Source organism: Streptomyces sp. NPDC051677 (genome assembly GCF_044453465.1).
Taxonomy (GTDB): Bacteria; Actinomycetota; Actinomycetes; order Streptomycetales; family Streptomycetaceae; genus Streptomyces.
Genome location: NZ_JBITCT010000004.1, coordinates 20,216 through 32,968, shown reverse-complemented (window position 1 = coordinate 32,968; position 12,753 = coordinate 20,216). Strand labels below are relative to the sequence as shown.

General features: G+C 69.8%; 11 protein-coding genes. 5 read left to right on the top strand and 6 right to left on the bottom strand.

Annotation, left to right across the window (positions count from 1 at the left end):
* Positions 1–240 precede the first annotated feature (240 nt).
* The 4 genes from ACIBAF_RS06010 (at position 241) to ACIBAF_RS05995 (ending at position 5,563) form a co-directional block, all read left to right on the top strand.
* Entirely contained in the window at positions 241–2,379 is a 2,139-nt protein-coding gene (locus ACIBAF_RS06010; protein WP_399461893.1) for an RICIN domain-containing protein, read from the top strand.
* Positions 2,380–2,650: 271 nt separating this feature from the next.
* Entirely contained in the window at positions 2,651–2,878 is a 228-nt protein-coding gene (locus tag ACIBAF_RS06005) for a hypothetical protein (protein ID WP_399461892.1), read from the top strand.
* Positions 2,879–3,083: 205 nt separating this feature from the next.
* Positions 3,084–4,328, top strand: coding sequence for a CaiB/BaiF CoA transferase family protein (locus tag ACIBAF_RS06000; RefSeq protein WP_399461891.1), 1,245 nt, complete (start codon positions 3,084–3,086; stop codon positions 4,326–4,328).
* 59 nt (positions 4,329–4,387) lie between these two features.
* Positions 4,388–5,563, top strand: a complete 1,176-nt coding sequence (locus tag ACIBAF_RS05995; RefSeq protein WP_399461890.1) for an acyl-CoA dehydrogenase family protein — start codon at positions 4,388–4,390, stop codon at positions 5,561–5,563.
* Positions 5,564–5,657: 94 nt separating this feature from the next.
* On the opposite strand, the gene ACIBAF_RS05990 is transcribed toward ACIBAF_RS05995, so the two are convergent.
* From ACIBAF_RS05990 to eno, 6 genes are all read right to left on the bottom strand, one after another.
* Positions 5,658–6,524: a 3-hydroxybutyryl-CoA dehydrogenase gene (locus ACIBAF_RS05990; protein WP_399461889.1), complete on the bottom strand. Its 867-nt coding sequence runs from the start codon at positions 6,522–6,524 to the stop codon at positions 5,658–5,660.
* 23 nt (positions 6,525–6,547) lie between these two features.
* Complete coding sequence (locus ACIBAF_RS05985) at positions 6,548–7,465, bottom strand: LysR substrate-binding domain-containing protein (RefSeq protein ID WP_399461888.1); 918 nt, start codon at positions 7,463–7,465, stop codon at positions 6,548–6,550.
* 94 nt (positions 7,466–7,559) lie between these two features.
* Positions 7,560–8,669 (bottom strand): alcohol dehydrogenase catalytic domain-containing protein, encoded by a 1,110-nt coding sequence (locus ACIBAF_RS05980; protein WP_399461887.1) that lies wholly within the window; start codon positions 8,667–8,669, stop codon positions 7,560–7,562.
* A 40-nt stretch (positions 8,670–8,709) separates the two neighbouring features.
* Positions 8,710–9,261, bottom strand: a complete 552-nt coding sequence (locus ACIBAF_RS05975) for a carboxymuconolactone decarboxylase family protein (protein WP_399461886.1) — start codon at positions 9,259–9,261, stop codon at positions 8,710–8,712.
* A gap of 33 nt (positions 9,262–9,294) precedes the next feature.
* The gene (locus tag ACIBAF_RS05970) at positions 9,295–10,299 is read right to left on the bottom strand and encodes a VOC family protein (RefSeq protein WP_399461885.1); all 1,005 of its coding nucleotides are present in this window, start codon (positions 10,297–10,299) and stop codon (positions 9,295–9,297) included.
* A 60-nt stretch (positions 10,300–10,359) separates the two neighbouring features.
* Positions 10,360–11,670: a phosphopyruvate hydratase gene (gene eno, locus ACIBAF_RS05965; protein WP_399461884.1), complete on the bottom strand. Its 1,311-nt coding sequence runs from the start codon at positions 11,668–11,670 to the stop codon at positions 10,360–10,362.
* Between the two features lie 457 nt (positions 11,671–12,127).
* Between eno and ACIBAF_RS05960 the strand changes: the two genes are divergently transcribed.
* Positions 12,128–12,721, top strand: a complete 594-nt coding sequence (locus ACIBAF_RS05960; protein WP_399461882.1) for an NADPH-dependent FMN reductase — start codon at positions 12,128–12,130, stop codon at positions 12,719–12,721.
* Positions 12,722–12,753 lie beyond the last annotated feature (32 nt).

Genomic DNA, 12,753 nt, shown 5'->3' with positions numbered 1-12,753 from the left:
ACTTTCCCGAACCGGCCTGCGTCTCATGGGACGCAATGCGTCGATGAGCAACCGCCCCTGACGCACAGGTAGTCGGCGGTTGTGTTTATGAATTTCGGCCGGTGAAACGCCGACTGCGCCGGAACAGGACGAATTTCCGGCGCCGCGTCGTTTCTCACCCACTGCACGATCAGAGGAGCCGCAGTGATACGAACATGGGCACAGAAGGCTCTCGCGACAGCGACAGCCTTCGGAGTCGGCGTGGCACTCGCCATCGCCTCCGCGACGAGCGCGGCGGCCTATCAGCCGAGCCAGACCACCTTGTACGGGGCGCAGAACGCCGCTTCGTGCAACAAGACCCCGTGTGTCCTCTACCCGAAGTCGGCCCAGCTTCCCAGCGGACGCATCGTGGCGACGTTCGAGAACAGCCTGGGCGACCCGGTGGGCCAGACCCTGCCCGTCTACAAGAGCGACGACGACGGCACGACGTGGCAGAAGCTGTCCGACGTCAAAGCTCCGGCGTATCTGTCCAGCGACTCCCAGTACGCGAAGTACACGAGCAACTGGACGAATCCCTACTTCTATGTGCTCCCGCAGAACGTCGGTGCGCTCCAGGCCGGCACGCTGCTTCTCGCGAGCGTCGTCTCGGGCGACGACTCCTACTACCGGGAGCACAAGGCCGCAGACCCGAACTGGACGCCGGACGGGGACGGTGACCGCAAGGACGTGGCGATCGCCCTGTACTCCAGCACCGACGACGGCTCGACGTGGAATTTCCTGAACATCGTCGCCGCCGGCGGATGGCAGGGCAGCCGCGTGTCGAACGCCAACACCTACCAGCAGTCCGACCCCGTCTGGGAGCCGTACCTGATGGCCCGGAACGGACAGCTCGTCGCCTACTACTCCGACGAGCACGACTACCTCGGCTTCGACGCCACCACCGGCGTACCGAACCGTGACCCGGACGACGACACGGCCACGGATTCCCGCAACCAGATCCTCGTGCACCGGACCTGGGACGGCAGCGCCTCCTGGAGCCAGCCGATCGTCGACGTCCCCGGCACGACCGAGAACCTGGGCGGAAAGACCCTGATCGGCAACGGACGCCCGGGCATGACGACGATCGCGCAGACGACCGACGGCAAATGGCTGCTCACCTACGAGTACTGGGTCAGCGGTGTCACGAACACCCGGTACCGGCTCGCGGACGACCCGTTGAAGTTCTACCCGAACACGGTGCCGGACCAGGGCGTCACCAGCCTGCCCGTGCCCTCCGGGGGCCACCCGCTGTCGGTGGGCGGCAGCCCGGTGCTCGTCCAGCTGCCCGACGGCCGGATCGCCTACGACGCCGCAGGCAGCGGCAGCGTCTGGGTGAACGAGTCCGGTAAGAGCGACGGCGTCTGGAAGGAGTACCAGACACCGGTCATCGCCGGATACAGCCGCACCCTCCAGTACGTCGAGGGCACGGGACGCGTCCTCATCCTCCAGGCCAACTTCAGCGGCCAGGGCGTCGGTCCCGTGCGCTACGCCGAGGTCGACCTCGGCCGCTCCACCCAGAGCGCCTACTACACCCTCGTCAACCGTGCCACCGGTCAGGTCCTCAGCCCCGACGCCGGCAAGACGCAGGACGCGAACCTCACCGGCAACGTCCCCGACCTCGTCCTCAAGAACCGGGACGCGGCCGACGACTCGCAGCGCTGGCACACCACGGCCAAGGGTTCCGATGTCACCCTGCTCAACAAGGCGGGCGGCCGCTCGGTCGCCGTCTGGACCGGCAGCGCCACAGCCGGGCAGAAGCTCGCCCAGTGGGTCGACGACGGGGCGACCGACAAGCAGTGGACCCTCGTCCCCTCGACCGACGGCTACTACAAGCTCCGGTCGGTCCGTGACACCAGCCTCTTCATGACCGGCGCGACCGCGAACGGCGCCGTCACGCTGGGCACGGCGATCGACGCGTCGACGAACGCCGCGGCCGACGACTCGCAGGAGTGGCAACTGGTTCAGGACCCGCTGCCGACGGACGGCGCCTTCACCCTCAAGGGCGCCAACTCCGGCCGCTGCCTCGACGTCCCAGCCGGACAGACGGGCGTGCAGGTACAGATCTACGACTGCTCCGGGAACGCGAACCAGACCATCACGCAGACCACCGCCGGCGAACTCCGCGTCTCCGGCAAGTGCCTGGCCGCCGAGGGTGACGGCACCACCGCGGGCACCAAGCTGATCCTGTGGAGCTGCAACGGCAAGACCAGCCAGAAGTGGTGGTTCCGCCTGGACGGATCGGTCGTCAACCGCTCCAACGGCCTGGCGATCGACGTCACCAACTGGGGTACCGCCAACGGTTCGAAGGTGCAACTGTGGACGGCTCTCGGCAACGCCACCCAGAGGTGGAGCCGGGCGTAGTCCGACGCAGCGGGGTGCGGTCGCGACCGAGCGGCCGCACCCCGCTGCACCGCGTCTCCCACAACGGGCTTCCTCACTCTGATGTGGGCGGTCATCGAGGCCCCCGCCCGTGGCCGGACCAGCCCCGCCGTCATGACAGCGGGGCTGGTCCGGCCGCCGTCTTCCTGGCGGCATTCGCCCGGCAGCAGAACCGCTGCACCCACCCCATGCTGCCGTCGCGCCCGTGCTGCGCCGCCCCGGCCTGCGAGCAGCGGCCTCCAGCCTGGCGCTGATGACCTTCGCCCGGTCCGGCGCCCTGTTCGTCAGCGCGCTCTACCTGCAAGGCGTGCTGCACTGCTCACCCTGGCAGACCGGCCTGCGCACACTGCCCTTGCCCGCCGGACTGGCCCTGCCGGTGGGCCGGTCCGTGGAGAACCGGGCACGCTCGCCGTCCACTCGGGTGCCGACCCGTGATCGCGACCGCCCGGGGGCGAGAGTAGCGCCGTGCAACCAGTTCTGACCTCGGCGGATGCAACGTTTTCCGCGCACAAAGATGCGTCGGCACGTCGTTGACCGGCGATTCGCGGCAGGGCCAGGGTGAGGGGGACATCGGATTCCGATCACCTGTTTCCGGTCACCGTCACCGCACCGTGCTCACGAGGCCGCCCACGGGACCGGCTCGGCAACGAGCCACGACCGGGCAGGACGATCAGAGAGGAGAGCGTGTGAGCACCCAGCACAACGTGCCGGACGGATGGGCCGGCACGATCGACGGAGCGGGACAGGGCGCGCTGGACGGCGTGCGCATCGCCGACTTCTCCCGGGTCCTCGCCGGGCCGTACGCCACCATGCTCCTCGCCGACCTCGGCGCCGACGTGGTCAAGGTCGAGCGGCCGGGCACCGGGGACGACACGCGGGCCTGGCGACCTCCCGCGGACCACGACGGCACGTCGACCTATTTCCTGAGCGTCAACCGGAACAAGAGGTCGGTCGTACTGGACCTGACCACGGACGCCGGCCGCGAACAGGCGCGTGCCCTGGTCGCCGAGTGCGACGTGGTGGTGGAGAACTTCCGGCCCGGCACGATGGAGCGACTGGGCCTGGGACACAACGAACTCCGTGCGCGGCGCCCCGAGCTGATCTACTGCTCGATCAGCGGTTTCGGCGGCGGCGCGGGCGCCGCGATCCCCGGATACGACCTGCTCGTGCAGGCCGTCGGCGGACTGATGAGCGTGACCGGGACGCTCGACGGGGAACCGGTGAAGGCAGGCGTGGCCCTGGTCGATGTGATCACCGGCCTGCACGCCTCGCTCGGCATCCTCGCCGCCCTCCGGCACCGGGACGCAACCGGGCAGGGGCAGCGGGTGGAGGTGAACCTGCTCGGCTCGCTGTTGTCCGCCATGGTCAACCAGGCGTCGGCGTTCGCCGTCGCGGGGGTGGTTCCGGGACGCATGGGCAACGCGCACCCGAGCATCGCCCCGTACGAGACGTTCCCGGCCGCGGACCGTCCCATCGCCGTCGCGGTGGGCAACGACCGGCAGTTCGCGGCGCTCGCCGATGCCGTCGGCGAGCCCGGGCTCGCGCTCGACGACCGCTTCCGCACCAACACCGACCGGGTCGCCCACCGCGCCGAACTGCGGGACCTCCTGGCCGAACGGCTGCGCGCCGCCGGCGCCGACCACTGGGCGGCCGTACTGCTGGCCGCGGGCGTGCCCGCCGGACCGGTCAACACCCTCGACGAGGCATTCGACTTCGCCCACAAGCTCGGCCTCCCCGGCATCGTCGACATCCCGGCCGCCCCCGCCGACGGAACCCAGGGCAGATCCTCCCGTCAGGTCGCGAGCCCCATCGCCCTGAGCGGTACACCCGCGCAGTACCGACTGCCGCCGCCCCGCCTGGGCGAGCACACCGCGGAGATCCTCGACCGCCTGTCCCATCAGCCCCCCGCGCCGCCGGGAGCGGCCACATGACCGTTCCCGGAGCACACCGCCACTGCCGAACCGACCCTCACGACCACCAGGAGCCCACCATGAGCCGCAAGCCGATCAAGGACCCTCTCGACCTGCTCGACTTCTCCTCCGTCCTCAGCGACGAGGAGCGCGAGATCCAGGACACCGTCGCCAGGTTCCTCGCCGACCGGGTGCGCCCGCACATCGGGGAGTGGTTCGAGAACGCTCACTTCGCCCGCGAACTCGCCCCGGAGCTGGGCAAGTTGGGCGTGCTCGGCATGCATCTGGAGGGATATGGCTGTGCCGGCACGAGCGCGGTCGGCTACGGCCTGGCCTGCATGGAGTTGGAGGCCGCCGACTCCGGCTTCCGCAGCTTCGTGTCCGTGCAGGGCTCGCTGTCGATGTTCTCCATCTGGAAGTGGGGCTCGGAGGATCAGAAGCGGGAGTGGCTGCCCCGGCTGGCGGCGGGTGAGGCGATCGGCTGCTTCGGGCTGACCGAGCCGGACTTCGGCAGCAACCCCGCCGGGATGCGCACCCGGGCCGTCCGCGACGGCGACGACTGGATCCTCAACGGCTCCAAGATGTGGATCACCAACGGCGGCATCGCCGACGTGGCCACCGTCTGGGCGCAGACCGAGGACGGCGTCCGCGGCTTCCTCGTGCCGCGCGGAACACCGGGTTTCACCACGCAGGACATCAAGCAGAAGATGTCGCTGCGCGCCTCGATCACCTCGGAGCTGTACTTCGACAACGTGCGCCTGCCCGATGCGGCGCAGTTGCCGCTCGCCGAGGGCCTGCGCGGACCGCTGTCCTGCCTGAACGAGGCCCGCTTCGGCATCCTGTTCGGCGCGGTCGGCGCGGGGCGCGACGCGCTCCAGGCGGCCATCGAGTACGCCGATTCCCGGGTGCAGTTCGACAAGCCGATCAGCGCCTTCCAGCTCACCCAGAAGAAGCTCGCCGACATGGCGGTGTCCCTCGGCGGCGCCGCCCTGCTCGCGCTGCACCTCGGCCGCCTCAAGGACGAGGGGCGCATCCGTCCGGAGCAGATCAGCGTCGGCAAGCTCAACAACGTCCGCGAGGCCCTGGCCATCGCACGCGAGTGCCGCACGATCCTCGGCGCGGGCGGCATCTCCCTGGAGTACTCGCCGCTGCGCCACGCCAACAACCTGGAGTCCGTCCTGACCTATGAAGGCACCAGTGAGATGCACACCCTGGTCGTCGGCCAGGCCCTCACCGGCCAGGCGGCGTTCCGCTGACCGGGAAGTCGCCGCCCGCCGCACGGTCCGCTGACGCGGTCCGCACGGCTGGCGCAACCGGATCCGGCCGACCGGCATCGCGGGGAACCGCGCCTCAGGCCGCCCGGTAGCTGAAGAACCCCTCTCCCGACTTACGGCCCAGCAGCCCCGACTCGACCATGCGGCGCAGCAACGGGGGAGGGGCGTACAGGGGTTCGCGGTATTCCTCGTACAGCGCCTCGCCGATCGCTGCCACGGTGTCGAGACCGATGAGGTCGGCGAGGCGCAGCGGGCCCATGGGGTGGGCACAGCCGGCGGTCATCCCGGTGTCGATGTCGTCCGCTGTCGCCGTGCCGGAACTGACCATCCGCACCGCCGCCAACAGGTAGGGGATCAGCAGGGAGTTGACCACGAAGCCCGCCCGGTCCTGGGCGACGATCGTCCTCTTGCCCAGGACTTCGCCCGCGAAGGCCCGCACGCGCAGTTCCGTGTCCTTCGACGTGTGCAGCGACGGGATGATCTCGACCAGTGGCATGACCGGCACGGGGTTGAAGAAGTGCAGGCCGACCACCGCCTGCGGCCGTCCGGTCGCGGCGGCGAGGCGGGCGATGGGGATCGAGGAGGTGTTGCTGGCCAGTACGGCGGCCGGGTCGGTGACCACCTTGTCGAGCTGCCGGAACAGAGCGGTCTTGGCCTGCTCGTTCTCGGTGGCGGCCTCGACGACCACGTCGGCCTCGGCGAGTTGGGAGAGGTCGGCGGTGGCTGATATTCCGGCCAGGGCATGTGCCCGTTCCTCCGGCGTGAGAGTGCCGCGCTTCTCCGCATGGAGCAGGGAGTCCGCCACGCCCGCCAGACCCGCGCGGGCCCGGTCCTCGGACACGTCGCACAAGGTGACCTGCAGCCCCGCCCGGGCGCACGCCTCGGTGATGCCGCGCCCCATCTGGCCGGCGCCGACGACGCCCACGCGCTTGAACGATGTCATGTGTCTTCTCCGTGTGTTGGGAATCAGGGCCGCCGGCCGGCCGCGACCGTGGCGGCAGCCGCCTGGCGAAGTCGGCGGATCACGCCGCGAACCGCGGGTGAGGTCTCGCCCTTGCGGTAGGCGCCGACCAGCCGGGTGGTCAGCGCCACGTCCGCCAGCGGACGGTAGGCCACCCCCGGGATGCTCACGCGGCGCAGTGAGTCGGGGACCAGAGCGACCGCGAGACCACCGCCCACCAGCGTGAGAGCGGCGATGAAGTCCCGCACCGGGGGAGCGCACCGCGCACTGAAGCCCCCTTGCCGCGCCACTTCGAAGATCTGGTCGCGGCAGCCGTACTCCTCGTCGAAGTGCGGGGCCACGAAGTTCTCGTCGCGCAGTTGCGCCGCCGGCACCGCCTCGTACGCCGCCAGTGGCGCGCCGGCCGGCAGCGCCAGGACGACGTCCTCGGTGAGCAGGCAGGTCGCCGTGACCTCGGGTGGATACTCCGGCCGCCAGCGCAGGAAGCCGACGTCGATGTCCCCGCAGGCCAGCGCCTCCAGCTGGGCCGGTGTCTCCAACTCGCGGACCTGTAGCGTGAGTTCGGTTCCGGGGGCGGCGCAGCGGGTGAGGACGTCGGTCAGTGCCCCGGAGAAGGCGGCCGAGGCGACGTAGGCGATCTGGGCGTGCCCCAGCTCGCCGCGGCCGGCGCGGCGGCCCACCGTCTCGGCCCGGGCGGCCTGGGCGAGGGTCAGCCGTGCCTCTTCGAGGAACAGCCGCCCGGCGCTGGTCAGGACCGGACGGGTACGCCGTCCGCGGTCGATGAGCCGTACGCGCAGATGCGACTCCAGCGCTCTGACCTGGGCGCTCAGCGCCGACGGTGCCAGGTGCAGACGGTCCGCGGCCCGCGCGAAGTGCAGTTCCTCCGCCACGACGACGAACGATTCCAGCCAGCGCAGCTCCATCGGCTCCTCCGTCCTCCTGCCGGGAATGAACACCCCGCGGCGTTGTCAGGGCAGAACAGGACGGCCGCGGGGTGAGTACGGGGGGATCCGCGGTTCAGGGGATCACGACGTAGTTGCTGAATCCGCCGTCGTGGTCCGTCGCGCGACCCGAGATCGCCTCGTTGACCTTCGACAACGGGAAGGGCTTGGTGATCAGATACGACACGTCCAGGGTCCCGGTGGCCACCATGTCGGCGACCTGCTGGCCCTGCGCGGTGGTGAACCAGTTGGAGCCGATCAGCTGGACCTGCTCGTCCATGAGCCACTTCACGTCCACGGGCAGCCGGTCGGCCACGCCGCCGACATTGACCACTCTTCCGCCACGGCGGACGCCCTGCAGGGAGTCCAGCATCGTCTCCACCGGGGCCTTGGCGCCGAGCGCGCTGATGACGAAGTCCGCACCTTCGCCGCCGGTGCGGGACTTCGCCCACTCGCCGGTGGAGCCCTCGCCCAGCCGCATGACCTCGATCCGGTCCGGGGCCAGCTCCCTGACCCGCTTGAGCAACTCCTCGTTGCGGCCGGTCCCGAGAACCCTGGAGACCCCCGAGGCCAGCGCGAGGAGGGTGGCCGCGACGCCGAGGGTGCCGGTGATGCCGTCGATCAGCGCGACCTGACCGGGGCCGGCCGCCGCGTGCGCGAGGGCCCCGTAGGAGGTGCCGATGTAGCCGAGCTTGCCGGCCTGCTCGAACGTCATGCTGTCCGGGAGGTTGACGATCGAGTACTGCGGCGCCGTCATGAACTCGCAGAAGCCGCCGTAGGGGTAGAGGTCGAAGATCCGTTGGCCGTCGTGGGAGGTGCTGAAGTAGCCGTTCAGGGTGAAATGGCGGCACCGGCTCAACTCGCCGCCGCGGCACACCTGGCAGCTGCCGCAGGAGCGCAGCGGGCTCACATAGACCCGGTCGCCGGGCTTGGTGTTGAGCACCGCCTCGCCGACCGCCTCGACCACGCCCGCGGGGTCCAGGCCGAAGATCGCAGGCAGCTCGGGGAGCGGCTGATGTGGGTACCAGGTGGGCCAGTTGTTGATCACGTTGGCCATGTTCGGCACGATTCCGCAGGCCTCGACCCGCACCAGCACGTCTGTCGCCCGCGGTGTGGGCACATCGATCGTGTCCACGGACATCGGCTCACCGAGCTTGTGCAGTCGGGCAGCGAGCATTTTCGCCATTGAAATACTCCTGAATTGATAAGCCGTACGGCGCCGAGAACTACGAATTCGGGAACGGGTGCGGGTAGTTGTCCTCAAGGTCGATGCCCAGCAGACCCATGACGCGGACGCCGGAGTTGTACCAGGCGATGGACAAGGACAGTTCGACCATCTGCTGGTCCGTCAGGTGCTCTGCGGCGGCGCGCCAGGCCTCCTCGGACACATCGACCCGGAGGGTGGACTCCTTGGCGAGGCGCATGACCGCCTTCTCCCGCTCGTCGAAACGGTCGGACGACTCGAAGTCGGCCACTGCCGCGAGCTGTTCCTTCGTGAGCCCGGCCTTGAGGCCGTGCGACTGATGGTGCGCGACCTCGTACGCGGACCTCGTCGCGTGTCCCACGGTCAGAATCGCCAGCTCACGCAGTTTCGGGCTGAGGTCGGCGGCCCGCAGCGAGTTGGCGTAGGTCAGGAAGGCGTCCAGCTGCGTCGGCGCATGGGTGAGGGCGAGGAAGATGTTCGCCGTCGGTACCTTGCGTTCGGTCTCCAGCCGGTCGTAGAGGGGCTTGAGTGATGCGTCCGCGTCCTCGCGGCGAAGATAGGGGACTCGTGCCATGGCGTCTCCTTGAGGGACGGCGATGCGAAAGGGTCAGGGCAAGGGCTGCTCGAGCAGGAACCGCTCCAGCGACATCGGCTTGGGCGGCTCGGCGGGCGGGGTCCGGGACACGCCGGTGAACGGCGATGCCTCGAAATACCACTTCTCCAGAGCCGGCAGGCCCCACCGGGCGTTGGTGCTCAGCGATGCGGCGTCCCAGCGCACGGGCTCGACCTCGGTGTCGATGGTCTGGTAGTGGCTGTTGAAGACCTCCACCCGGTGGCCGTCGGGGTCGCGGAGGTAGGCGAAGAGCATCCCGCCCGGGCCATGCCGGCCGGGGCCGCGCTCCACTCCGTCGCCGTAGCCGAGGATGCCCGCCCAGTCGCAGGCGCTGAAGATGTCGCGGCTCTCGGAGACGGTGTAGGCGAAGTGGTGCAGGGCGGGTCCGGTGTTCTCGACGATCGCGAGGTCGAGGCAGGTGCCCTTGCGGTACATGAACGCGCCGAGCAGCTTGTCGCCGTGCTCCAGGTACTCCGAGTTGCGGAAGCCGAGCTCGCTGTAGAACGCGCACAGCTCGTAGGTGTCGGGCGCGAAGATCTGGTAGTGGTCCAGGCGCTGCGCGTGGGCGCCCTTGTGCTGCGCGAAGTCGATGTGCAGCCGCGGCCGGGTCTCCATGTGCGCGCACAGTTCGAGCGGCGTTCCGATGGGGTCGCTGACGTGCAGGGTGCGGCCCTGGTAGGGGAGTTCGACCCACTCGGCGGGCAGCCCCCGCTCACGGAACCAGGCGTACGCGAGATCGAGGTCCTCGTCGAAGAAGACCCGGAAGCCGATCCTGCGGCAGGTGCCCGCGCCCTCCTCGTCGAGTTCCAGGACGAGGCTGTGGTGGCAGGCTTCGCCCAGCCCGCGCAGGTGGCAGGTGCGCTCGTCCTCGTCGCTGACGACGAGCCCCAGCGCGTTCACGTAGAAGTTCCGGCTCTCCGCAAGATCGGCCACCGTGAGACGGACGTGGCTGGAGCGGGTGATGTTGAAACTCGGGCGCAGATTGACGGGTGGCAGCATGCTGGTCTCCGTGCTCCGATCGGCTCTTGATTTCGATGAATGTAATGCCGTGAAGGCGTTTTACGGCCTGCTCGTGGAGGACTTGGACACGGTGGAAGCGAAAGCAGACCAGCCGCTGAATTCCGCGGAATCTCCGAGTGACTCCTCGATCCGCAGAACCTCGTTCCACTTGGCCATTCGCTCGGAGCGGGTGAACGAGCCGACCTTCAACTGGCCGGCGTCCCAGCCGACGCTCAGATGGGCGATGGTGACGTCCTCGGTCTCACCGGAGCGGGCCGACACGATGGTGCCGAAACCGGCTTCCTTGCCGGCGCGCAGGGCCTGGAAGGCCTCCGTGACCGTGCCCGCCTGGTTCGGCTTGACGAGCACGGCGTTCGCCGCCCCGTCGGTGGCCGCCGCCTCCACCCGCTTGGCGTCGGTGACGAGGTAGTCGTCGCCGATCACCTGGCAGCGCCGGCCGTACCGCCGGGTGAACTCCACCATCCCCTCGTGGTCGTCCTCGCCCACCGGGTCCTCGACGGACAGGATCGGGTACTGCTCGATCCAGTCGCCCAGCAGGTCGATCAGCGCCGCCGTGTCCAGCGTGCGGTTGTCGAGCGCGAGCGTGTACCGCCCGCCGCTGCCGAACTGCGAGGCCGCGACGTCCAGCGAGATGCCGACCTGGGCGGAGGGCGCGAAGCCCGCGGTCTCGATGGCCAGGGTCAGCGTCTCCAGAGCCTCCTCGTTGGTGTCGAACGCCGGCCAGAAGCCGCCCTCGTCGGCCACGCCCTGTGCCTTGCCCGCCGCGCGCATCAGGCTTCCGGCGGCCCGGTAGATCTCCGCCGTCCAGTCCAGGGCCTCGGCGAAGCTGCGTGCCGCGGGGCAGACCACCATGAAGTCCTGTACGTCGACGCGACGGTCCGCGTGCGCGCCGCCGCCGAAGATCTGGATCTCCGGCAGGGGGATGCGGACCGGTCGGCCGCCGGCCAGGTGCCGCCACAGGGGTACGCCCGCCGAGGCGGCGGTGGCGTGCAGGACCGCCATGGACGTGGCCACGATCGCGTTGCCGCCGAGGCGGCTGCGGTCGGGGGTGCCGTCGAGGTCCACCAGCAGCCGGTCGACGGCTTCCTGGTCGGTCGTGTCGAGGCCCAGGAGTGCGGGCGCAATCTCCAGGTTCACCGAGCCGACCGCGCGACGGACGTCGAGTCCGCCGAAGCGGTCGCCGCCGTCGCGCAGGTCGAGCGCCTCGCCCTGGCCCGTCGACGCGCCCGCCGGCGCGATGGCCCGCCCGATCGCGCCGTCCGCGAGGCGGGCCTCGACCTCGACGGTCGGCCGGCCGCGTGAGTCCCACACCCTGCGTCCGTAGAGCTCGGCGATCCGCGCGTCTGTCATAGCGGTGGAACCTTTCGGAGTCGGGACGTCGAGGCGGTGAGGGAGGTCCCGCGGTCATGCGGGTCACTGCGGGAGGAATGTCCTTGCGGCCGGGTGGCCGGAATGTCCTCGTCGGCTGACGGGCGGCGACGGACCTCGTGCGGCGGCATCCGGATCGGAGCGGGCCGCTCGGCGTCGCCGAAGCCTGGCCTGTCTGCGACTTTTCCGCAGTGCTAACGATAGCGCAATCGTGCGCAGACTCGGCGGCTCTGTCAAGAGGCGTGCGGTGGGCGAATGTCGCGAGTGCAATGCCCATTCTGAGCTCGTCGGCCTTCGTAGTCCTTAGTGCTATCGTTCGCACTGCCGGTGATGTCCGGCAGGAACTCCGGCGGGCCCGCTCCTCCTGAACGGACGGACAGCACAGGTCGGGGCGGGCCCGCCGGACCGGATCACGCCCCTACAGGAAAGCGAGCCCGACATGGCCCCCGAGTCCTCGGCGACGCCCATGACCCTCACCGCCGTTGTGGCCAGTACGCGCCCCGGACGGGTGGGCAGATCCGTGACGGACTGGTTCATCGCGCGCGCCGCGGAGTGTGACGACTTCGTGTCGCACACCGTCGATCTGCGGGAACTCGCCCTGCCCTTCCTCGACGAGCCGCATCCCCCCGCGCTCCAGCGGTACACGAAGAGCCACACCCGCGCATGGAGCCGGATCGTCGACGCCTCGGACGCGTTCGTCTTCGTCACCCCGGAGTACAACGGGAGTTTCCCCGCGCCGCTGAAGAACGCGTGGGACTACCTGGTCGTGGAGTGGCGGCACAAGCCGGCGGCCTTCGTCAGCTACGGAGGCGTCTCGGCGGGCACCCGGGCGGTGCAGACGGGCAAGCAGGTCGTGGCGAACCTCGGAATGCTGCCGATCGGTCCGACCGTGAGCGTCCCCTTCGTCGGTGAACTCGTCGAGGACGGCGCCTTCCGGCCCGGCAAGGTACAGGAGGCCGCGGCCGAGCAGGTGCTCGACGAACTCGCACGCACGGCGCGCGTCATGCGCCTGCTGCGCGACGGAACGTACTGAGCCGGCCAGGTTCCTGAGCGGGCGCCGACATC